The sequence below is a fragment of the Kocuria rosea subsp. polaris genome (assembly GCF_001483755.1).
Lineage (GTDB): Bacteria > Actinomycetota > Actinomycetes > Actinomycetales > Micrococcaceae > Kocuria > Kocuria cellulosilytica.
On the sequence record NZ_LQBK01000022.1, the window covers coordinates 261639 to 284138 of the forward strand.

Sequence of the window (22500 nt, forward strand, 5' to 3'; positions counted from 1 at the left end):
CCGATGTGGGACTGCCAATACAAAAAAACCCCGCAGGATGGCTTGCGGTCGCGTCATGTGGGTAGTTTAGGGGACACCCGGGTACGGTTAGCGCATGCGAAGGCTCCCCCCCACAGCGTCGAGCCAGGTCCATTTGCGGAGCTTGACGTCATTACGCTTCTTCGCCGCCTTGATGGTGGTCATGCTCCATGCATCTCAGCAGCTTGAACCCATGGCCGGTACGGACTCAGTCGTCGGCTTCGGCTACACAGGCGTCGGCTTCTTCTTCGTGCTCTCCGGATTCGTGCTCGCCTGGTCACGCAATCCCGGGCTCAGCAAGGGACAGTTCTACTGGAGGCGCTTTGCCCGAGTCTGGCCGTTACACGCACTCACCACGTTGCTGGCGGTCCCGGTCGCACTCTTTACCGGAGCCGGATTAGCTTGGGCTGCTCTGCCATTCGTCCTCACAATGACGCAGTCGTGGGCCCCACCGGGAGAGTTGCGATACGCCTTCAACGGTGTCTCATGGTCGCTGTCCTGCGAAGTGTTCTTCTACCTACTGTTTCCCGCACTAGTTGGCCCTATCAGCCAACGCATCCGGCTCATGCCGGCCATCGCCGGGGCGTTCCTCGCGATGGGCGTCCTCGGAGCGATCGGGGTAATCGCTCTTCCGAGCGAGGTCCTAGGATATCTTTTCTACACGATGCCGCCGTTCCGGCTCGGTGAGTTTATCATCGGCATTTGTCTTGCTCTCGCGTTGCAGCGCGGATGGCGGCCCCGGTTCACTGTGGGGCAAGCTCTGGTAGGAGCTGTCCTCATGTATGCAGTGCTGATGGCGGGAATGCTCTTGACCTTCGGGGAACCGGCCCGTTTGCCTTACGTGGTGGCGGACCTGTGGATGCTCCCGAGTTTCATGGCCATCATCGTCGCCGCTGCCGCAGGGGACATTAACAACGATGGTGGGTTCCTGCGTTCGTCGGTTCTTGTCCGGTTGGGGCAATGGTCCTTCGCCCTGTACTTGATCCACGAGCTGATTCTGAAGACCGCGGGGCTCTGGGTAGACTCTCTCAACCCCGGCATGGGGGCTTTTGCGGCGCTGGTAGTTGTGGCGGTTGCAGTCGGTGCATCCGGGGTGCTGTACGAGTGGTTCGAGCGTCCTGTCGAGAGTCGCCTGCGCAAGTGGGGCAACAGCCGAGCTGCGACGAAAGTTGACGTACGCGTCTAGATATGCCCGGGCATGACGTCGGTGGCAGTGGGGTGTTGACGTGAGAAAAGCCCCCGGTTGGGGTATGGCTTGTCGAAGCTCACAACCACCACGGAGGCACCCATGTGTCACCGAAATTCCCGCACCACCGTTTACGGCAGGCTTCTGATCGTGAGACGGCATCAAGTCGGGATGCTCAAGGTCCACATCGACGGCGCGATGGGTGTGTCCCGCGAGTGTGTGGCCCACCACTGGATCAGCCGCTACGAGCACGAGGGCGAAACCGACCTGCACGACCGGTCGTCCCGTCCGCACACCACCCCGGCCTGAACCATCCCCGGTTCTCTGCTACTCCTATGAGGGGGCGAGCGGGACTATCGCAGTAACGGATGTAAGAGGCCCAATCACCCCGAGTGGGGTCGGAGGGTCGACATGAGCGAAAAGGTTGTCAACGCCGAGTAAATATTGATCCCTCAGCGCCGTTGAATCCGCCCGGCGCCCGCGGGTCAGTATTCAGAGGGCATCGACAAAGGTCGAGACAGTGGTGGACGTGAGCCCACCGCAGCCCGGTGATCAGCCGGAAGAGAACGCGCAGCTGAGCGCGGCCGAACAGGACACCGTCCGGGAAATGGTCCGCGCCGCCCGGGCCAGCGGGGCGGCGTTGACCGGCCCGGGCGGGCTGCTGAAGCAGCTGACCAAGATGGTCGTCGAGGCCGCCCTGGACGAGGAGATGAACGAGCACCTTGGCTACGAACCCGGCGAGCCAGAGGGCCGCAACCGCGGTAACTCGCGCAACGGGAAGCGGACCAAGACGGTCATCACTGAAGTGACTCAATCGGCCGGACTCCTTCAGACTTGGCAGAAGCCAGGGAAGGAGGCCCTGATGGGTCGAGTGAGCAAGTACCCGCCGGAGTTCCGTGAGCAAGCTGTGCCGCTGGTGCTGGACGGCAATCGCAGCACCTGTCAACGCCGAACGAACATTGACCCCCTATTGCCGGGCGGATTCACCGTTGAATCCGCCCGGCGCCCGAGGGCCAGTATTCAGACGGCATCGACAGCACCCGGGAGGTAGCTTGGGAGTTGGGCATCAACCACGAGACGCTGCGGACCTGGGTAACCGAAGCCCGTCGTGACCGTGCCGCCGGGCCAGCGGCCTTGAGCAGCGATGAACGCCTCGAGCTGGCCCGGCTGCGCCGGAAAGTCGCCGAACTCGAGGTCGAGAAAGAGATCTTGAAAAAAGCCGCGGTCTTCAACGCGTGAGGACAACCGATGACCTCCCGAATGGACCTGTGGGAGTTCATCGATGCGCCAGATGTCCGTCTACGGGGTCAGCAAGTCCGCCTACTACGAGCACCGCCGGCGTGAGGGCGGTCCTTCGGCTGCTGATGAGGCCGATGCACATGAGGCACATCAGGCCCGGGTCGCCTGGTGTCAACGACGGTCGAAAAGTGAGCAGTTGGTGTCGCTAGTTGGTCTGGTGGGTGGTGCTGGGCAGGGAGTCGGTGCCCAGGGTCTTGAGTCGGTAGCTGGCGCCTTTGAGGGTGTGGACCTCGGCGTGGTGGACGATGCGGTCGATCATGGCCGCGGCGATGGTGACGTCGCCGAAGACCTCGCCCCAGCGGGCGAAGGGCAGGTTGCTGGTGAGGATCAGGGAGGCCTTCTCGTAGCGGGTCGAGACGAGCTGGAAGAACAGGTTCGCGGCCTCTTGCTCGAAGGGCAGGTAGCCGACCTCGTCGATGATGATCAGCCGGTACCGGCCCAGCTTGCGCAGCTCTGCGTCCAGGCGCCCGGTGTCGTGGGCGTTTTTGAGCCGGTGGATCCAGTCCACGGCGGTGGCGTAGAGCACCCGGTGGCCCTGCTGGCAGGCGGTGATGCCCAGGGCCGTGGCCAGGTGGGTCTTGCCGGTGCCTGGGGGCCCGAGGAGCACGATGTTGCCGGCCTCGGCCAGGTACCGGCCCGAGGCCATCGCGGCGTAGTCGGTGTGGGTGATCGCCGTCTGGGCAGTGAAGTCGAAGTCCTCGGCGGTCTTGATCGCGGGGAAGCCTGCGGCGGTGATTCGCAGCCGGGCCCCGGAGGCATTGCGGGCGGCGACCTCGCGCTCGAGGACGGCGGCCAGGTATTCCTCGTAGGACCAGTGCCCCGCACGGGCAGTGTCGGCGATGCGGGCGGCGGCCTCACGGATCCGTGGGGCCTTCAACGAGGCGGTGAGGTACTCCAGGGTCTTGGCCGTCTCGGCCGGTGTGGTGGCCATCAGGCGACCTCGATCCCGAAGGCGCGGTCGTAGTCGGCCAGATCCCGTACCAGCGGATCCGGTACGGTGCCCGGGTGCGGGCGCTGCTGGTAGGCCCGGCGCAGCACCGCGGCGGTGGCCACGTGCGCCGGGTCGGTGACCGTGGTCGCCCTTGCCCAGCAGCGCGCGTGCTCGGCCACGACCCGGCCCTGGTGGCGCACGCGCACCCGGTGCAGGTCGGCGGTGACCTCGACCATGGATCCGATCACGGTCGGGTCCACGGAGTAGTCGTTGCCGGCGACCCGCACGTAGTAGTCCCGGCCCAGCCGCACCCAAGAGCGGTGCCCGATCGCCGGGGCGACCGGCGGCACAGGGAGCATCGCGGCCCGATCAGCGGCGATCAGCTCCGCCGGGCGGGCGGCGATGGCCCGCACCCGCCGGGTGTTGGCACCCACCAGCCACTGGCGCAGTTGGGCGTTGAAGTCGGCCGGGGAAGCGAAACTGCGTCCGGGCAGGAACGAGGTCTCGAGGTAGCCGTTGGCCCGCTCCACGATGCCCTTGGACTCCGGGTCGTAGGGCTTGAGCTGCACCAGGGTCGCCGCCATCGTGCCCATGAACGCAGCCACCCCCTCGGCCGGGCGGCCCCCGCGACCGATGCCGGACTCGTTGTCCCAGACCCACCGCCGCGGCACGCCCTGGATCTGCTCGACCACCAGGTGCCACATCCCGGCCAGCAGATCACCGGTGGTGCGGGATGGAATCATCACCGCGGTGATGAACCGCGAGGAGGAGCAGACCATCACCAGCACCGGCGGTGATCCCTGCTGAGCGCCACCCAGCGGAATCCGTGCCGGCGGGAACCACAGATCGCACTGGACCTGGTCCCCGAGCCGGTAGGACAACCGGTCCGCCGGATCAACCGGGGCGTACTCGCTGCGGATGGCTCGAAGATTGTCCCGGAACCAGGTGATGGACCCCGACCACCCCACCCGCTCGGCCAGCACCGTGGCCGGCATGGACGGGTGCTCGGCCAGCAGCGCCCGCACGGGCTGCTCGACATCGCTGAACGCGTTGGGTCCGGCGGACCTTTCGTAGCGCGGTGGTCGGGAGGCGGCCACGGCCTTGGCGACCGTGTTCCGCGAGATCCCCAGCCGCGAGGCGATCTGGGACTTCGGCACCCCCTCGGCATGCAGCCGACGGATCAACGCCCAATCTTCCACAGTGATCACACTCCAATCGTCGAGTGCTCACTTTTCGACCGTCGCATCTGCTCAGTATTCGTCCGGCGTCGACACCTGGGCGGATCACCGCCGCGTGTACGGGGCCCGCCGACTCACCGCTGAACTGCGCCACCGCGGGCTTGCGTGGAACCGCAAGAAGGTGGCTGAAGTTGATGCGTCTTAGCGGCATCGAAGGGGCCCACCAGCGCCGCCGCGGCAAGTACGGCAAACGCTCCGCCTCAACGGCCACGGCCCCGGATCTCGTCGAGCGGCAGTCCACCGCCGGAGCGCCGAACAAGCTCTGGGTCGCCGACATCAAGTATCTGCAGACCTGGGAGGGATTTCTGGACCTCGCCGTGGTGATCGACGTCTGTTCCCGCAAGGTCGTCGGGTGGGCCATGGCCGACCACCTGCGCACCGAACTGGCACCGGACGCAGTCGGTATGGCCATCTTCACTCGGAACCCAGATCCTGGACTGATCCACCACACCGACCGCCGCCCAGTACACGACCTACGAGTTCGGCCGGACGCTGCGCACCTCAGGCATCCTGGCTTCGATGGGCAGGGTCGGCTCGGCCTTTGATAACGCGATGGCGAGACGTTCTTCGCCCCACCCTTAAGGCCGAGCTCGTCTACAGCCGCCCCTGGCCCACACCGTACGAGCTCGAGATGGAGGTCTTCTCCTACCTCGAAGGCTTCTACAATCCTCGCCGGCGCCACTCCCGGCTCGGAAACCTCAGCCCCACCGACTACGAGCAGCAGTTCGTGACACCAAACGAGGCGTCCGCCTGACGGGGGTCACTTCACTCGCGAGCCACACCGAGCTAAGCCCCGTCGGCGATACTGGCCGCGGTCACCGAGCCGTAGTAGGCCTGATGGTCCTGAACCATCCGCACCGTCCGAGCCCTGAACTCGGCATCGAACTTCTTTGGCATGTCGTCATCCTTCAGCGCAACGAAGTGGCATCAAACGCATGACGCTTCATTATCGTCTACTGGGACTGACTCGCTTCAGTAGTGCATGCAGCCAATTCGGGGTGCGGAACAAAAACGCCGCACCCAGTTGTTTAGCCAACTTCTCAAGTCCGATGGCGAGAAAAAGTACCCCGATGCCGAGGACCAATGGATAAAAAAAACCTAACCACGATGACTGAACAAACCATGACGGAACCAACCATGCATAGTCGGTGACGAGCCTGCTCCAGAAAACAACAATAAGTGGGTGGATGACATAAATACCCAGCGTCCTAGACCCGACCCATTCACCAACTCGAGATAGCGGTGACAATCGGACCGTGAGCGAAAGTGCTCCTATGCATGACAAAGCCAGCACCATGGATCGCACAAGATAGGCCAGTTCATGCAACAACTCGGTCGATAATGTTGAGGAAAAAAACATAAGCATCAAACCAAGAGCAGACCCTATGCTCGTCAGAAGAAACGCCCGAAATTCAGCGAGCGTAATTATAATATTTTTGAAGTAAACGCCAACTGCAAAAAATACGAAAAGCCGGGCAACCTTCACTGCCATCAATTCTGGCTCGGCACCAAAAGTCGCAGTCGCGACGCTAATAACAAAAAGTGTGCCGACGACTATGGTGGGGGAGATTGACCGGAAAAGCGCTAGCAAAGGGGCATAGACTGCAAGGGCAAATACAAACCACAAACTAGTGTCCGGCAGGACCACTTGATCGAGGAAACCATACAAACCATCAACGCTATTGGGAGAACCGGTGCCGAAAATCCAGAACCCGAAAAGGGCGTACATCGCGAGCCAGATTAAGTATAAATAGTAATTTGCAATTGAATAGTGAAATACTCCAGCGAGTCCGTCAGTACTTCGAATTCTACTTGATGCCAGCATGCCGGAAACGATCAATAGTAGGGGCATGCGCACGGCGCCGAGCAGTCGACTGACGCCTTCCCATATGTGTCCAGAAAGTGCATCCATTGGCATGTCAATTGATGCAAAATGCCATATATAAACATGATACAACACTACGGCCAAGACGCTAAACGTCCGGGCAGCATCAATCCATGCTATGCGCTGAGAGGCTTGACTGCCTATTGCCTTGTGCGACATATAATACCCACCTATTTATCACCACTACGCTCTGGAAGTGCAAGTCGCATCAACAATGCCGTAATACACAAATAGTAAGCTGTATCGACCATGAAGGCCCCTGGCGCGCCAGCTAAACTAGAAATTACGGGAGCCAATAACAATAATGGAACAGTCAACTTCAATCTGATCCGCGTGGCACTCCAGGCCACTCCTTGCACTCTCAAAATTATGAGGGGGATGACTGACAACCCTGCAGCCATCCTGTTTACGGCAGCCCATGGAGCGAATTGCGTTACTAAAGACCATGTTCCACCAAAAGCCGCATAGCCCCATTTATCAGGGACTAGTAAAACCAAAATAAGAGTCAGAGTGGAAACTGCGAGCACAAGGCCTGCTAGTAATGCAGAGGTCGTCCAGAAATACTTCCATCTGGATAACCCTTCAGGGGACAACTCCCTCAGTATCGCAGTTCTAAGGAAATTAATAACGAGGCTTGTCACACCAAATACCGATATGGTAGCTCGATACCCTGCAACCTCGGCTGGTGAAGACACCGTGCCCAGAACCACAACGATGGCATACCCAACTAAGGCGCCGAGTGAAGCCTCAACTACAAAAGCCGAACTTGATGGCCATATCGCCTTAAGCCAATTGAAAGCCCCTGCGAACGAAGGTCTTACTCGCTCACTAACCACAACAAATAAAGATCCTAAGGTTCCTGCGACTCCCCAGGTAAGAATCATTATGTCTGGCCCAAAGCCGCGAAGACCTACAAAATAAATTCCTGTCACGCTGGCAAAAAGCACTAGAAAATCAGCACCAAGTAAAGGAGTCGTACGCCGCCGCGCTATACAAACATGCCGCATACAATCCTGTGCAATAATGGGTACCACTGCAAGGGCTGAACAAAATAGCACCTGTCTCGGTTCTGACCACATAAGCCCAACAATTGCTATTGCGACAGACGATCCTAGTCCAAGGCATATTGACAACCCGAAGGCGAAGCGTGATTCGCCGCGCACAAGGGTCTCATCGCGCTTCTGGCCCAAAAAATTCGTGACACGAACTAAGTATGTCTCGCCCGTCATTGATCGAACAATTGCCACGCACGAAACGATGCTAGCCATACCAATCGAGAATAGCCCTAATTTTCCAGGATTCAAAGACTGCGCTGCACTGGCAAGGACGAGAAGAGATGTAAGGCTGACAATTCCTTGATCAACCAAGCCGTATAAAACCGTTCGTTTTCTTCTCACCCGCCAATTCTCGATCCATTTCTGAGGGCTTCTCTAGGTATACGTAAGAGATAAGTTGCCATGAATACAGTCACCGTTTAAGTCTATTTATCTATCGAGCTCAATAAACCCTTGGGGACCTGATAGAGTCGGGCAGTCTGAACGCATGCAGCGTGATGCCTTCCCATCGCCCAATGGCTGACTGAATTCGCAGGTTGGCTTTTCCTGTGTTTCCAGTGGCGAATGATATGACGGCACCTATGCATGGACGGAGAACCTGCCAAAGGCATGTATGAAGCGAGTAGTGAGCGCGGTATACACGACCGGTTCCGCGTGCGTAATTCCTAGTTTTTAGTGTCATAGAATTCAACGGACCTTTTCGTTGGTCATGTTCATAAACTTTGCAGGATGGTGTGTACCAAACAGAGTAGCCGCCTTTCATTAGTCGAAGCAGTAGGTCTGTGCCTTCCCCCGATTGCCAAGGCGTTGAACTGCCTATGCCAAGAGATTCATCAAACTGCCCTACTTTTTGAAGCGCATTCATCCGGCAAAAGGTTGTGGCTTCAATAGCTTTTGTCCACACCGTTTTCCGATTCAGACGGGCATCCTTGTCGCCAAATGCTAAGCGATTTTGGTGGCTCTCCAGGCGCCCCGAAATTGCTCCCACCATATCGGTGCCAAAGTATTGGGTAGCCTGAAACAGGCAATCCTCCGCATAAGTGCAGTCGTCGTCTAGAAATCCAACAATGTCTACGCCCGGGGGGAGATTATCTATGCCTACGTTTCGTGCGTGTGAGGCTCCTGTATGCGAGCGTACGTGGATGACGTTGCTAGCATGAGAGCCATCGTTGCATATTTGCTCAATACGTTGGCTGGAGCTTTGATCTATGACGATCACACATTTGGCGGGTACTGACTGTCCTGCTATGGAGGCCAAAGTGGCGTCCAGACAATCATTGACGCCCAAGGTCGGAATCACTATGCCGACGGAGAGTTCAGGTGTTTGTTTTTCTCTTGTCACCGAGGGAAGGCTGTCGCCCGAGTAATCAGGCCGACAGACGTTTCGTGCGGGCGTGCATTGGGAGTTTCTATTGGAGTGTGAGAAAAGTTTGCTGCCTTTTTTAAATTTATGCCAGAAGGCAATAAGTGCGGAAGTCACTTCTGGGTTACTCCTCTTATGTCTCGAAGTGACTCGATGATTTTTGCGTTTTTAGCATTGTGAAGTTCGAGTTGACCAAGTAATCGTTGCTCGTAGCAGTCCCGAGAGGATGGATCATTCTGTAAAGTCTGAATTTGGCGCAAGACTAAGGCCGGATCAAAATTGTTCACATTGTGAACATAATCGCTTAATTCAAGATCGTTAAAGGCTCCAAATCCTTTTCTTTCGTAGGCTAAATGTATTACATAGTGCCCTGCTGCGAGGGCCATCAAAGCAGCGTGCAAGCGAACTGCCACAACCACGCGGCTTTCCTGGTTGTGGGTCATAAGCTCGGAATATTCCAATATCCTCCGTGGGAGAAGTTCCTGTACCGCATGCACATCAGAGTTTGAGCTAACGTCGCTCTGCACATAGCTGTCGACGGAACCCAGTTGATCGCGGAGTTCTTTCACGGGCCTTGTCAGTTCACCGTTGACATGCCTAACACTCATAACTACGCGATTCCGCAGGTCAAACGGCCGTCGCCGGCGTGCCATGCCAAGCACCGCGAGGTCGGGTGCTCGGCGGGCGTTTGGCAACTGTAGTTCGGCAACGGATTTGTCATCCCGTAGCCAGACCACGCCTAAACGCCTAAGAATCGATCTAATTGCAACCCACAGCACTGGGGAAAATGGCCCGATACTTTGAGGCAAGTAAACACTCGCATTCCGGCGACTCGCAGAAAGCAAAGCCTGCGGGCCGTGAACGAGTATCGTCTTTGTTGCCTCTATCCATGTCTTTCCCCTCAGAAAACCTCCACCGACCGAAACTATGGCGTCGTATTCTTTGGCACGGCTCAAAAGAAGTTGGAGGTACTTAAGGTCGTACCCCAGTCTGGAAGGACGGCTGTTGTACATCGGAAAGCCAAGGTGTGCAAAAGACTGAGGATAAGACGCGACGACTGCGAATTCGGTTTCAGGGCCGTAAGCTTGTCGCACCATGTTCACGGTCTCTTCGACGAGCAGGCCATCTCCTCGGTTTTCTGCGCTGTACGCATGGGCAATCAGCACTTTCATCGTCCAACCGCCTTTTTTTGAACCTTTTGATACAAGTTTATGTGTTTCCCAACGCTGGTATCCCAACTAAATTTCGCAGCCCAAGCTTGCCCCTCGGAAAGGCAATGGCGGCGGGCACCATCATTGGCTAGGGCGTGTTCCAATGAATGAGATAGGCCGGCGGGGCTCAGGTCGTCGATGGCTATTGCGGGGCCAGAGACCTCCGCCAGTGATCCACGCTGGGAACATGCAACTACCGCTCCAGCCGCCATGGCTTCTAGCACGGGGAAACCGAATCCTTCGTAATAACTGGGGAAAGCAAAAAGGGCACAGTTTTGCATAAGCGCGATGCGGTCCTGGTCGGACACGAAACCTAAGTGGATCACGTTATCCGCTTTTTCGATTTGAGTCATTGTCTCTGCGTAATTCCATGCAGGTTTTCCGGCGATCACCAAAGGTATTCCGGCAGCGCGGAGCTCCGGCATTTGGAACGCCTTGACTAGATTAGCCACGTTTTTGCGCGGTTCGATGTTCCCCAGGTAAAGAACGTACTCTGCGGGCAAGTTCCAGTTGGTTGCAGTTTGGCTGAACTCTGTGGTGGCGGAGAACATGTCGGCGTCGATGCCATGCTCAATGACGTTAATTGCCGATTTCCTTACATCGAAAACTGCGGCGATGTCTCTGGCGCTTGAATGCGACACTGTGATGAGCGCGTCTGTACTATGAATAGCCCTTCGGACCCGGTGGCGCCACACGGCTTCTTGCGCGGAGGAGCGCGCAACCCTAGTCCAGCGGCTTGCAATTCCGTGCACTGTCACGACTGAGGGATTTCCGGTACGCACGAGCGGACCCGTGTCCGCCACGTAGTGGCACACCGTGCTCCTGTGCTTTTTGCTGAGCCCGTAGCCGGTTTCCTTCAGCATTGTTATTTCGGGTCTGGCGGATGCTGGCATCCGGACCACCTCGTGCCCTCTGAGTGAAAGGCCTTCAGCGATACGTCGAGCGTATGTCGTATTTCCGCCCGTATGCCGGTCGAGGATTCTTGTTGGCATCGCGATCTTCATGTCATTTCCTGGAATTCTCGTAGGCGATGTTCAAAGCATCCGTTTGTGCTTGTTCGTTCATGGATTTCAGCAGGCTGTACCCGTGCTCAATAACGGATGAGCGCGTGTGTTGGTTGGTAAGGGCGTCTATAACATGTCTTGCCAATTTCTTTGGGTCACGGGCTTGCAGAAGTGGCGTTCCATTGAAGCATGGGATGCTTCGCGCTATGATCGGCACTCCCTGAGAAGCTGCGTCGAGGACGCTGAGTGGAAACCCTTCGTAGGACGCGGTGTGGAGGTAAACACCAGCCGTAGAAAGTTCGGCGGTAAGGGCATCAGCGCTTAGCCATCCCGTAACCCGAATGCCTTTCGCTTGTAGTTTTTCGACCTGTTCTGTCTCGCCATCGCCTATCCAGACGAATTCGATGTCTTTCAACCGCTGGCGTACTTGATTGGCTACCGATATAAAAAACTCCGGATCTTTTTGGGGGGTCACCCTCCCAATCATGTATACCGACTTTGTGTATGGCCGGGCATTGGCGACTTCTGGGGATAGCACAGGCAATGTTGGAACATTAGGTAGGTGATATGCCGGAATTTTGGCGTTCAGACGGATGGCGAGATCCATTTCGTGTTTCGAAAGTGTCAACACACTCGAGGTGCGATGCGAAACTACGTATTCTGCTGCCCAAAATGCAGCACGTTCGACCCAGCTCCGGTTGGGGGCCTCGAACGCATAACAGTGTGGCTGGTATACGACGGAAGAAGGGAGGGGTATCGTGCGAGCATAGAAGCCGCCCCATGAAGAGTGTGCATGAACGACGTCTGGGGTCAAATTTCGTGTGACTGCCCGGATCTTGCGAATGGCTTGTGCGGGGTTGGATGGCAATCTAACCACGGATGCGAACAAGTCGACATCGGATGTTAGGTCTTTGCCAGTGCCCAGCAGAAGGTGTACGTCCTCTGGCACAAGTCGCACGATACTTCGAATTGCTCGGCTAATACCACCCTCGTAGCACTCCGTGACATGAAGAATGGTACGGGGGGTATATTTGCCGACTGGGGGATGTGTGCGATTCACGCTATAACGCCTTTTGTTGGTTGGCGGCTACGTTTGATTGGATTTTTGGTGTCCATTTGGGCGTCTTTTATTTTAGAAGTGAAATGTATATACTGACTGCAGGATTGGGCAGTGCGAGCCGCTCGGCAGATCGGTGTAGTTACTTTGTATTGGCGCTGTTTGTTTGTTAAGAGCATGTCAGTTGTGGAGTTAGTTCCCGCTTTGGAAAGTTACATTAATTTCGATGAGACTTGCCTTATGCCTTATGCCTTATGCTGAGGCGCAGCACGTGGTGCTAGCCAGCGAGCCCCTCTTTCGCTAGCGGCTGGATGTCTGCCTCGGAAGACCAATTAGTATGCCCCCTCCTTGGCCACGACGGCTTTGAAGGTGCGTCCTAGAATGAGCATGTCTTGCACCGGGGACCAGTTCTCCACGTAGTACAGGTCCAGACGCACGGACTGTTCCCAGTCAAGATTGGACCGGCCTGAAACCTGCCACAGGCCGGTGATGCCCGGCCGTACGCGCAGGCGGCGGTGGACGTAGTCCTCGTACTGCTCCACCTCGGCGGGGAGCGGCGGGCGGGGTCCGACCAATGACATCTCGCCTTTGAGGACGTTGAGGAACTGGGGGAGCTCGTCCAAGCTGTAGCGGCGCATCCACTTCCCGGGCCCGGTGACGCGGGGATCGTCCTTCATCTTGAACAGCAGGCCGGCGCCCTCGTTCTGCTCCTTGAGGCGCTGGAGCACCTGCTCGGCGTCGGTGCGCATGCTTCGGAACTTCAGCATCTTGAAGCGGTTGCCGTCCTGACCGATGCGCTCCTGGGCGAAGAAGGCGGGGCCCTTGTCGTGCCTCTTGACGATCAGCGTCAGGGCCAGCAGGACGGGGGAGAGGAGGAGCAGAGCGGCTGCGGAGCCGAGGATGTCCATGAGGCGCTTGGTGAGCGCCCGGCTGCGGCTTAGCTTGGGAGTGGCCACGTGGATGAGGGGGAGCCCGGCCACCTGCTGCATGTGGATGCGGGGGCCCGCGATGTCGGTGAGGCCGGTGTCCATGACCAGCCGGATGTGGGCGTCGGCGAGCTCCCAGCTGAGGTGGCGGATCTCCGTGGTGCTCAGCGGCACGTTGGAGGACAGCACCACGGTCTCGATGCTGTGCCGGCGGCAGGCGTTCATGACACCGCGCACGGAGGGCCGCTCACCGGGGGCCAGGGCATTGGGGGGCAGATTCAAGCGCTGCAGCTCGGCGTGGATCGGCTTGCGGGTCTCGGGGACGTAGACGGCGGCGGCCTCGAGTCCCGAGGTGGGGTACTGGCGCAGTGACTTGATGAGGTCGACCGCGCCGCCCAGGCGACCGACCACCATCGTCCGGGAGAGGGCCTCGCCCCTATAGCGGGCCTTGACCAGTCGGTCCCGCACGCCGAACCGGCCGAGGATGAGCAGGCCGATGCCGAGGGGCAGGGCGATGAGGACGTAGCTGCGGGCGGTGGGGATCTCGAAGCCGAAGGAGATGATGGCGATCGCGCCGAACAGGATGAGGCTCGAGTGGACCACCTGCCGGGTCTCCTCCATGCCGTGGCCGATCAGTCGGACGTCCCGGGCACCGCGCAGGCCCAGGTGCATCCACCAGACGAACGCGAGCACGATGCCGACGATCCAGTACGGCACGGAGAGCGGGCCCAGGTGCAGGCCGGCGTGCTCCAGCTGGAAGCGCACGAGGTGGGTGCCCAGAAGGGTGACCATCAGCGCGACACCGTCGGCCCAGCGCAGTCGGTTGAGATAGGCGGAGCGCCAGCCGGTCTGAGACGCCGGGGTGCGCTCGGCGTGGACCTGATGACGCTGGTCGCCCTGCCCCTGGATGTGATGCTGCGCTGCCGCGTGGGCGACCTGATCGACCTTGAGCATGCTGGTGCTCCCTCCCCGAACAAAGCACGCGGCCACCTGGGGTGGTCTCCTCCAGCCCGTGAAGGAGACGGTGGGCCGCGCGCTGCATTGCACTTGTCACCAGTTTAGGGGCGCAAATGGATGAAACCGACACTATGACGAAAGGTGTTTGCATTTGCATCAGCTGGTGCCGGGAACCTGCGGAATGGCGTTGTGCCTAGTGGTGACGCGGATCACGTCGTCGGGCGGGGAGGTCGGCCCGGCCTTCAGAGTGCGATTGCGTGTCCCCCATTCAGGGGACCTTTGCGGTGGTGTGGGTGGTGCTCAGGCGGCGCGGACCTGCGGTGCAGTGAGCCCTGCGGCGCGGAGGTGCTCGGCCTTGAGCCGGCGGAGGCTCAGCGCCAGGCAGTCCGGGGTGTAGGCCGGGCGGAACACGACGGGCGTGCCGTCGTTGCCGTGGACGGCCAGGATCTGGCCGAGGGCGGCCTCGTGGCGTTCGAGGAGCAGGTGGCCGAAGTAGTGCTCGTTGAAGAGGTAGGCCATGTCCAGGGCGTAGGCCCAGGTGGGGGTACCGGCCTCCATGGACGCCTTCGGGCAGTCCCAGTCGCTCGGGGCGCCGGTGATGCGCAGCTGGTTGCGCAGCACCTGGTCGAGGGCCTCGGGGGTGAAGGCCAGGGTGAGCTCGGCGACGTCCTCGACAATGTCGAGGTCCAGGAGGGTGAGGCCGGCGGGGGAGCAGGACTCGAGGTAGCGCTGGACGTCGGTGGCAAGGGGGGTGGTGTGCATCGGATTCTCGCTTGTCCGTCGAGGGGTACGGATTCTTGGGGTGCTCCGAGCGTATCCGGGCGACGGCCCTAGTGGGGGCCGTTTTCTGTCCCCACATGGTCCCCATCGGACCGGACAAAAGTCTATTGTCAGTGCCTTGTTCCTATGCCGGAAGTGCTTTGCTGTGCACCATTGTCCAGACCGTGCTGTAGGCAGGTGTTGGGGAGCTCACAACCAGTGCCAGGCGTAGGGCCTCGTTGCCCCGGCTCGAAGACGGTGGGCACCGCAGAACCCTGGTACGCGAAATTCTTCCTGGACCACGTCTCGACTGATGTCGCCGCTGCCTCCGGGGCGCCGCGCCGGGGCCACGAGGCCGGCTCGTCAGTGCGCGCCCTCCTTGGCGACCACGGCCTTGACCGTGCGCAGCAGGATCACGAAGTCCTGCACCGGGGACCAGTTCTCCACGTAGTAGAGGTCCAGGCGCACGGCCTGCTCCCAGTCCAGGTCGTCGCGGCCGGAGACCTGCCACAGCCCGGTGATGCCGGGCTTGACCCGCAGCCGGCGGTGGACGTGCTCCTCATATTGGGCGACCTCGGAGGGCAGCGGCGGGCGCGGGCCCACCAGGGACATCTCGCCCTTGAGGACGTTGAGGAACTGCGGGAGCTCGTCGAGGCTGTACTTGCGCATCCAGCGGCCCGGGGTGGTGACCCGGGGGTCGTCGGCCATGAAGAACAGCACCCCGCCCTTGGCGTCGTTGGCGGCCATCAGCTCGGCCTTGCGCTCCTCGGCGTCGGTGTACATCGAGCGGAACTTCAGCATCTTGAAGCTGGAGCCGTCCAGGCCGGTCCGCTCCTGGGCGAAGAGCACGGGCCCGCCGTCGTGTGCCTTGACGATGGCGGCGAGCACGAGCATCACGGGGGAGAGGACCACCAGGGCGGTAAGCGCGCCGGCGAGGTCGACCAGGCGCTTGAGCAGCAGTCGTGACCGGCTCATCCGCGGTGTGGAGACGTGGATCAGCGGCAGACCGGCCAGCTGCTGGGTGTGGATGCGCGGGCCCGCGATGTCGGTGAGCCCGGTGTCGAGGACGAGGCGGATGCGCTCGTCGGCCAGGTACCAGGACAGGTGCCGGAGCTCCTCCGAGCTCAGCGGCGCGGACGCGGCCATCACCAGGGTCTCGATCCGGTGGGCGCGGCACGCGGCCACGATCCCCTCCACGGACGGCGCCTCCCCGGCGGGCAGCATGTTCTCGGGCATCGGCACCCGGGCCAGGTGGTGCGGCAGGACGCGCGACGACGACGGGGCGTAGACCGCCACCGGGTCGAAGCCCGCGGCCGGGTGCTGCTGCAGGGACTTGAGCATCTCCACGACTCCAGGCACGCGTCCGACCACCAGGGTCCGGGACATCGCCTCGCCGGTCAGCCGGCGGCGGGTCAGCCCCCGCCGGACCAGGCCGCGCCCGGCCAGCAGCAGGAGCGTGCCCAGCGGCAGGGCGATCACCACGTAGCTGCGGGCCATCGGCACGTTGAGTACGTAGGACAGGATCGCCAGGGCGCCGAAGAGCACCAGCGTGGCGGAGACCACCTGCCGGTTCTCCTCCACGCCGTAGCCGATCAGGCGCACGTCGCGGGCGCCCCGCAGCTCCAGCCAGCCCCACCAGGCGGCACCCAGCAGGGCGCCCACCAGCCAGTACGGCATGGTCAGCTGACCCAGCCTGAGCGCCTCCTGCTCGAAGCCGAAGCGCAGCAGCTGCGTCAGCACCAGTGTGGCGGCCAGGGCGGTCGCGTCCACGCGCCGCAGGCTGCTGATGTGGGTGTCCCGCCAGGCGGCAGGCCGCACGGACATGTTCTTCTTGAGCACGTTGGTCACTCCCCCCGAGTGTGATGGGGGCCGGAACACTCCTCCTACGCCCCCCGGCGTGGTTCCGGCCCCCATCGATGACTTTACAAGTGCACATCTATGCAAACAGGCCCTTAACTGGGGACAGTCCTGCTGGCGTGATGCGGTCACTGCTTTGCTAGCGTAAATGCAGGCGCATGATCCCGGCCACCAGGGCTGGTGGGCACGGGACCGGCGCTCCAGGGGGTGCCGGTGTGCCGGCGGAGATCCGGGGGGATCCCGCCGCACCACGGACGGCGCTCCCTGCCGAAGCCGCCGACCCGATCACCAGGTGCCGGCGGGGGAGCAAGGCGCCGCCGAGGCGCAGCACAGGGGGAGTTCGCATGTTGAAGCACCAGAGCCGTGCCCAGAGCACGGGCCCGATCGAGATCCCGGTCAGCGGTGTCCGGGTGACGCCCATGGACGCCGAGGAGCTGCACCGCTGGATCTCGGCCACGTGGCAGGAGCGGCGCAAGGCCGCGGTCCTCGCCCACAACCTGCACAGTCTCTACACGTGGGAGGTCAACGCCACGTTCCGCGCCTTCTACGAGAAGGCCGACGTGGTGCTGACCGACGGGTTCCCTGTCCTGAAGCTGGCCAAGTGGCGGTCCGGGCGCGACCTCAGCGCCAAGCGGCACCGCCTCGGCACCCTGGACTGGCTGCCCGGCCTGATGGGGCGCACCCCGGTGCGGCGCGTCGCCGTCGTCGGCGCGACCGCCGCGGGCAACGCCCGCACGGTGGACATGCTCCGGCGGGACGCAGCCGCCGGCCAGGTCGAGGGCTGGCCGGGGGAGGGGTGGAACCCCGTGCTCGAGGAGCACATCGTCCGGGAGCTCCAGGAGTTCCGGCCGGACTTCGTCATCGTGGGCCTGGGCATGCCGCTGCAGGAGGAGTTCCTGAGCCGGCGCTGGGCGGAGCTGCCCACGGCGATCTACGCGGCCGTCGGCGGCGGCATCGACGAGTACGCCGGCATCCAGAAGCCCCCGCCGCGGTGGCTCGGACCCATCGGGCTGGAGTGGGCCTACCGGCTGGTCACCCAGCCGCGGCGGCTGGGACACCGGTACGTCGTTGAGCCGTGGATCCTCGCCTACCTGCTGGCGACCAAGGCCATGCGGAAGGACGAAGTCGCGCCCGTGGGCGCCTGAATGTATCGCCGTACCTCAACCGTGATCGAAGAAGTGTCTTGGCTCTGCGCCGGGCGGCGAGGTCCTCGGCGCGCAGGGGTTCAAGGTGCAGGGAATGGTGTGCCAGTGATCGCTCGAACTGCAGGCGGAAGGGTGGTCAGGTCCAGGATCCCGAACTTCTTGCCGCTCCCGTCGCCGGGGTCGACACTCACCGCATTGGCCAGCACGGGGCAACACCAATGGGACGTCCTTCAACTTCTTTGTGCTTCAGGGCGTCCCACTGGTGCCGCCCGAAGGTTGGCATCGCCCCGACTCCTGTTATGGCTAGTCGGGTCGGGCTCGGCAGTATCAGTACGCTCCCTCTCGAGCGACAACTGCTTTGAAGGTACGGAGCAGGATGACGAAGTCCAGCACGGGTGACCAGTTTTCGACGTAGTAAAGATCCAGACGAACCGTCTGTTCCCACCCCAGATCGGCGCGGCCGGAGACCTGCCACAGACCCGTGATTCCAGGTAGCACCCGGAGGCGGCGGTGAGCGTAGTCCTCGTACTCGGCCACCTCCGCCTCCACCTGCGGGCGTGGCCCCACCAGAGACATCTCTCCCTTGAGGACGTTCACAAACTGCGGCAGTTCGTCGAGGCTGTACTTGCGCATCCAGCGCCCCGGACTGGTCACACGCGGGTCGTTTTTCAGGTGGAAGAGTAGAGCATTGCTCCCCGCCTCAGCCATGAGTTGTTTCTGCAGAGACGAGGCGTCCGTGCGCATGCTGCGGAACTTGAGCATCTTGAAGCGCCGCCCTTCCATGCCGATGCGCTCTTGGGCGAACAGGATGGGACCGCCGTCGTGGAGCTTGACGATCAGTGCGAGGGCCAGAATCACCGGGGAGAGCACCAGCAGAGCCGAAACAGATCCGACGATGTCGACCGCACGCTTGCTCCACTTTTTGCCGAGGGTCATCTTGGGCGTGGAAACGTGGATGAGCGGCAGGCCGGCCAAGTGTTGGGTGTGGATTCGCGGGCCTGCGATATCAGTGAGTCCAGTGTCGAGAATCAGGCGGATGTTCTCATCAGCCAGATGCCAGCTCAGGTGGCGGACCTGCTCAGAGCTGAGGGGGGCGCTTGCGGCCAGCACGAGCGTCTCAATCTGGTATTCACGGCACGTGTTCAGGATCTCTTCCACACTGGCGCGCCCATTCTCTGGCCACAGGTTCGGAGGCATCTGTACGGTCGCGAGCGCCGCTGAAAGTGGCTCCTCTGCCGGTGGGGAATACACCGCTACAGGTGTGAAGCCTGGGTCGGCGTTGTCCTGCAGATACTGGACGAACTCGGCCGCTCCAGGTTGGCGACCAACGACGAGTGTCCTGGACATGGTGAGTCCGCGTGACCGCTGAACCAGCAAGTGCCGCCGCATCAAACCACGAGCCAGGAGCAGCAATCCGAGACCGATGGGAAGGGCCAGGATGACGTAACTGCGTGCCACCGGGATGTCCAAGGCGAACGACACGATGGCGAGAGCGCCGAAAAGCATGAGTGTTGCAGAGACGACCTCGCGGGTTTCCTCGACCCAGTAGCCAATCAGGCGGACGTCTCTGGTCCCGCGAAGGTCCAGCAACATCCACCAAGCGATGGCCAGCAACAAACCCACCAGCCAATAGGGCATGGGTGCGTTCTCCAGCGGTAGCACCTTGTCGTCGAAACCGAAACGGGCAATCTGAGCTGCCCCGACGGCCAGCGCGAGCGCAACCGCGTCAATCCTGCGTAGGCTGTTGACATAATTCTCGCGCCACGCTGTCGAACGTGTTGCTGTTGTCTGTTTGAGCACGGGTGTTGTCCTTTCCCCCCGCGGCCTCACTATGGCCGAACTCCTCCGAGTGAACAGGGCCGTGCCGGGACTCGCGAATGCATCGTCGGCGAGTTCTCTGGACTGCCCCGGTCAGCCGGCTCCGGAGTGCGTGCCACTGTGAACCAGTCAACCCCCATCGACTGGCACCTCCTCGCCGGATCGGATCGATCCGACTGGTCGTGGTTGCCGCGGTACCGACTCTAAAGCGAAGGCGCTCCCGATACTTACTTTTGTCCAATAATGGCCGAATGTGAATTCACATATGCGATGACATGGGGCAACGTTCGCGTGAGTCGACCGTGCTAACCTTGTGCGGTTGCCAAGGCGAGGGGACCCCTGCGGTCCCGTGATCGACGACGGCTGGTTGAACGTTCCCGCCCCACCGGCGCGGCGCCCCTCCGGGTGTCCCGCCCAGCGTCCAGAACGCGGGGGAGGGTCTGCGGCCGGTATCGCCTGGCCATTCCGACGACAGACCCGCTACCGAGGAGTTCCCATGGTTGACACCATCCGCATCCCCGCCACCACGCGCACCGACTTCGGCAAGGGCTACGCCCGCCGCATCCGCAACAACGACCAGATCCCCGCGGTGGTCTACGGCCACGGCGCCGAGCCCAAGCACGTGATCATCCCCGGTCACGAGACCATGCTGGCCGTGCGCCACTCCAACGCCGTGCTCGAGCTCCAGCTCGACGGCGGCACCGAGCTGGTCATGGTCAAGGACATCCAGCGCCACGCCACCCGCCCCGAGATCCTGCACGTCGACCTGCTGGCCGTGCGCCGCGGCGAGAAGGTCGAGGTCGAGATCCCCGTCCACGTCATCGGCGAGGTCGAGCCCAACGCCGTGCACAACGTCGAGGAGAACACCCTCACGGTCGAGGCCGACGCCCTGAACGTGCCCGAGGACGTCGTCATCAACCTCGACGGCCACGGCGTGGGCGACCACGTCTACGCCGCCGACGTCCGCCTGCCCCAGGGCGTGACCATGGTCTCCGACCCGGAGCTGCTGGTCATCAACGTCTCCGAGCCCCAGGCCCAGGACCTCGGCGAGTCCGAGTCCGCGGGCGAGACCGAGGCCCCCGAGGGCGACGTCGTCCCCGAGAACGAGGCCTGAGCCTCACCGCTCGACTGATCCTCCGGAGTGCGGGGCGGCTACCGGGCCGCCCCGCACTTCGCATGACCGCACTCTGCACCTTTTCGATGGAGGCACCGATGTCCGACGCATGGCTGGTCGTGGGGCTGGGCAACCCCGGCCCCGAGTACGCCCGGACCCGGCACAACGTGGGGCAGATGGTCCTCGACGAGCTCGCCTCCCGCCTCGGCGGGAGCTTCAAGGTGCACAGGGCCCGCGCCCAGGTCCTCGAGTCCCGGCTGCGCCCGGGCGGACCGCGCGTGGTGCTGGCCAAGCCCATGACCTACATGAACACCTCCGGCGGCCCCGTGGCCGGCCTCGCCAAGTTCTACGGCATCCCCGCCGAACGGGTCGTCGCCGTGCACGACGAGATCGACATCCCCTTCGCCGCCCTGAAGCTCAAGATCGGCGGGGGAGAGGGCGGGCACAACGGCCTGCGGGACATGTCCAAGGCCCTGTCCACCAAGGAATACTACCGGGTGCGCGTGGGCGTGGGCCGGCCGCCGGGCCGGATGGACGCCGCCTCCTACGTGCTCAAGCCGTTCTCCTCCACCGAGGGCAAGGAGCTGCCTTTCCTGCTCGACGACGCCGCCGACGCGGTCGAGCAGCTCGTCGAGAACGGCCTGCTCGAGGCGCAGCAACGCTTCCACGCACGCTGAGTGACCGCAATCCCCTCTCCGACATGGGCAGACATTCCCCGCTTCACAAATGACTTGAGCTACTTCTGTCAACCGCCTGTCTCTATGCTCGGGCGGTGGGTGAAGGATAGCGAGGTGCACAGGGGTGGGGCAGGAGTCACCAATTCCGATACGTGAAGAAGGCGCCCCTAGATCGATCGCCATCGGCATCGCAGTGTTCCTGCTTGATGCGTTGTTGCTGGTGGGATTCGTGCTGAACCACCTTGCAGGTGCGGTCGACCCGGCCCAAACCTGGACCACGCCGTTCCGACCGCTCACACCGTGGAACCGTGCAGGTGACGGCTCGGTCATCGAACTTTTTGGCCATTTACAGCTGGCCCTCGCGGCAGGATTGCTCTTTCGGCTGGCAGCCCGCCAGAAGGGACATGAGGTTCTCCGTGCTTGGGCTGGGATCCTGACCATACTGATGGCGGACGACTTTTTTACCCTCCACGAGCGAGCTGGGCAAGCTATCGCCCCCGTGTTTGGAAGCACGGGTTTGTCTGCGACGAGTGTCCAGGAACTTGGTGGGGCCTTCTTCTGGTTCGTCGTAGCGATGCCTTTGAGCGCCTGGCTGTTTCGCGCTTACCGGCGCAGCCATCGTGAAGCGCAACATGCGTCTCGCATATTGCTGTGGTGTGCTTCGCCCCTCGGCATCGTGGCCTTGGGGTACGTCCTCCTCAGCGTGCTCGCGCCAGAACACCTCTACGAAGCCTTAGGACTCACAGCGGTGGCCATCCGTGTCGCCGTGAAGGTCTTGACCACGTCAGTCATCCTGTTGTTCGCGTCTTGGTGGAGCGAGCTTGGGCTTCGAGGCAGTCCCGACCAAAGCGAACAGTGAACATTCCTGTCGGCAGGACTCCAAGGATGTACAAGCGGTGATTTTGCGCTCGGGCAACGGCAACCGCCCGAGCGCACCGCCGTATGCCCCTACGTCTAGAGGTCGCCGATGGCGGAGCCGAGCAGGCGGACCGGCTCGAAG

At 61.6% G+C, this 22500-nt stretch carries 21 protein-coding genes and 2 pseudogenes; 11 read left to right on the plus strand and 12 right to left on the minus strand.

The genetic code is table 11. The features are described from left to right. The first annotated feature begins 181 nt into the window (after positions 1 to 181). The 4 genes and pseudogenes from AVL61_RS11475 (at position 182) to AVL61_RS17495 (ending at position 2443) form a co-directional block, all read left to right on the plus strand. Entirely contained in the window at positions 182 to 1204 is a 1023-nt protein-coding gene (locus tag AVL61_RS11475; RefSeq protein WP_231738391.1) for an acyltransferase family protein, read from the plus strand. A gap of 102 nt (positions 1205 to 1306) precedes the next feature. Further along, a pseudogene (locus tag AVL61_RS17490) lies at positions 1307 to 1507 on the plus strand (leucine zipper domain-containing protein); the annotation flags it as partial. Positions 1508 to 1727: 220 nt separating this feature from the next. Continuing rightward, a pseudogene (locus AVL61_RS11480) lies at positions 1728 to 2015 on the plus strand (transposase); the annotation flags it as partial. Between the two features lie 248 nt (positions 2016 to 2263). Next, complete coding sequence (locus AVL61_RS17495) at positions 2264 to 2443, plus strand: hypothetical protein (protein WP_197412688.1); 180 nt, start codon at positions 2264 to 2266, stop codon at positions 2441 to 2443. 205 nt (positions 2444 to 2648) lie between these two features. Here AVL61_RS17495 and istB read toward each other — a convergent pair whose 3' ends face one another. Together istB and istA are read right to left on the minus strand one after the other, a co-directional pair. Continuing rightward, entirely contained in the window at positions 2649 to 3434 is a 786-nt protein-coding gene (istB, locus tag AVL61_RS11485) for an IS21-like element helper ATPase IstB (RefSeq protein WP_058874457.1), read from the minus strand. Next, entirely contained in the window at positions 3434 to 4642 is a 1209-nt protein-coding gene (gene istA, locus AVL61_RS11490; protein ID WP_058874458.1) for an IS21 family transposase, read from the minus strand. The genes istB and istA overlap by 1 nt, the downstream gene beginning before the upstream one ends. On the opposite strand from istA, the gene AVL61_RS18735 reads away from it, so the two are divergent. Genes AVL61_RS18735 through AVL61_RS18620 form a run of 3 tightly spaced genes read left to right on the plus strand, consistent with a single transcriptional unit; the run spans position 4635 to position 5426 of the window. After that, positions 4635 to 4817, plus strand: a complete 183-nt coding sequence (locus AVL61_RS18735; RefSeq protein ID WP_197412689.1) for a helix-turn-helix domain-containing protein — start codon at positions 4635 to 4637, stop codon at positions 4815 to 4817. The genes istA and AVL61_RS18735 overlap by 8 nt on opposite strands. Then, positions 4807 to 5217: a DDE-type integrase/transposase/recombinase gene (locus AVL61_RS17905; protein WP_058874459.1), complete on the plus strand. Its 411-nt coding sequence runs from the start codon at positions 4807 to 4809 to the stop codon at positions 5215 to 5217. Before AVL61_RS18735 ends, AVL61_RS17905 begins: the two co-directional genes overlap by 11 nt. Further along, positions 5214 to 5426 (plus strand): IS3 family transposase, encoded by a 213-nt coding sequence (locus AVL61_RS18620; protein ID WP_197412690.1) that lies wholly within the window; start codon positions 5214 to 5216, stop codon positions 5424 to 5426. Before AVL61_RS17905 ends, AVL61_RS18620 begins: the two co-directional genes overlap by 4 nt. Before the next feature lie 192 nt (positions 5427 to 5618). On the opposite strand, the gene AVL61_RS17505 is transcribed toward AVL61_RS18620, so the two are convergent. From AVL61_RS17505 to AVL61_RS11515, 9 genes are all read right to left on the minus strand, one after another. Next, positions 5619 to 6716, minus strand: a complete 1098-nt coding sequence (locus AVL61_RS17505; protein ID WP_082697104.1) for an acyltransferase family protein — start codon at positions 6714 to 6716, stop codon at positions 5619 to 5621. A gap of 11 nt (positions 6717 to 6727) precedes the next feature. Further along, on the minus strand, positions 6728 to 7954 hold the full coding sequence (locus AVL61_RS17915) for an MATE family efflux transporter (protein WP_157571396.1): 1227 nt from the start codon (positions 7952 to 7954) through the stop codon (positions 6728 to 6730). Between the two features lie 100 nt (positions 7955 to 8054). Further along, positions 8055 to 9092 (minus strand): glycosyltransferase family 2 protein, encoded by a 1038-nt coding sequence (locus AVL61_RS17510; RefSeq protein ID WP_082697105.1) that lies wholly within the window; start codon positions 9090 to 9092, stop codon positions 8055 to 8057. Beyond that, positions 9089 to 10147, minus strand: a complete 1059-nt coding sequence (locus AVL61_RS17515) for a polysaccharide pyruvyl transferase family protein (RefSeq protein ID WP_082697106.1) — start codon at positions 10145 to 10147, stop codon at positions 9089 to 9091. Before AVL61_RS17515 ends, AVL61_RS17510 begins: the two co-directional genes overlap by 4 nt. Continuing rightward, entirely contained in the window at positions 10144 to 11190 is a 1047-nt protein-coding gene (locus tag AVL61_RS11500; protein WP_058874460.1) for a glycosyltransferase family 4 protein, read from the minus strand. The genes AVL61_RS17515 and AVL61_RS11500 overlap by 4 nt, the downstream gene beginning before the upstream one ends. A 1-nt stretch (position 11191) precedes the next feature. Continuing rightward, positions 11192 to 12250 (minus strand): glycosyltransferase, encoded by a 1059-nt coding sequence (locus tag AVL61_RS17520; protein WP_082697107.1) that lies wholly within the window; start codon positions 12248 to 12250, stop codon positions 11192 to 11194. A gap of 329 nt (positions 12251 to 12579) precedes the next feature. Beyond that, entirely contained in the window at positions 12580 to 14127 is a 1548-nt protein-coding gene (locus AVL61_RS11505; RefSeq protein ID WP_082697108.1) for a sugar transferase, read from the minus strand. 303 nt (positions 14128 to 14430) lie between these two features. After that, positions 14431 to 14892, minus strand: a complete 462-nt coding sequence (locus tag AVL61_RS11510) for a hypothetical protein (protein WP_058874461.1) — start codon at positions 14890 to 14892, stop codon at positions 14431 to 14433. A gap of 360 nt (positions 14893 to 15252) precedes the next feature. Next, on the minus strand, positions 15253 to 16713 hold the full coding sequence (locus tag AVL61_RS11515) for a sugar transferase (protein WP_058874483.1): 1461 nt from the start codon (positions 16711 to 16713) through the stop codon (positions 15253 to 15255). A 377-nt stretch (positions 16714 to 17090) separates the two neighbouring features. On the opposite strand from AVL61_RS11515, the gene AVL61_RS11520 reads away from it, so the two are divergent. Next, positions 17091 to 17891, plus strand: coding sequence for a WecB/TagA/CpsF family glycosyltransferase (locus AVL61_RS11520; protein WP_058874462.1), 801 nt, complete (start codon positions 17091 to 17093; stop codon positions 17889 to 17891). 327 nt (positions 17892 to 18218) lie between these two features. Here AVL61_RS11520 and AVL61_RS11525 read toward each other — a convergent pair whose 3' ends face one another. Continuing rightward, entirely contained in the window at positions 18219 to 19691 is a 1473-nt protein-coding gene (locus tag AVL61_RS11525; protein WP_058874463.1) for a sugar transferase, read from the minus strand. A 514-nt stretch (positions 19692 to 20205) separates the two neighbouring features. Here AVL61_RS11525 and AVL61_RS11530 point away from each other — a divergent pair. From AVL61_RS11530 to AVL61_RS11540, 3 genes are all read left to right on the plus strand, one after another. Next, positions 20206 to 20823 (plus strand): 50S ribosomal protein L25/general stress protein Ctc, encoded by a 618-nt coding sequence (locus AVL61_RS11530; RefSeq protein WP_058874464.1) that lies wholly within the window; start codon positions 20206 to 20208, stop codon positions 20821 to 20823. A 98-nt stretch (positions 20824 to 20921) separates the two neighbouring features. Then, the gene (gene pth / locus AVL61_RS11535; RefSeq protein WP_058874465.1) at positions 20922 to 21500 is read left to right on the plus strand and encodes an aminoacyl-tRNA hydrolase; all 579 of its coding nucleotides are present in this window, start codon (positions 20922 to 20924) and stop codon (positions 21498 to 21500) included. A gap of 124 nt (positions 21501 to 21624) precedes the next feature. After that, on the plus strand, positions 21625 to 22359 hold the full coding sequence (locus AVL61_RS11540) for a hypothetical protein (protein WP_157571397.1): 735 nt from the start codon (positions 21625 to 21627) through the stop codon (positions 22357 to 22359). Positions 22360 to 22500 lie beyond the last annotated feature (141 nt).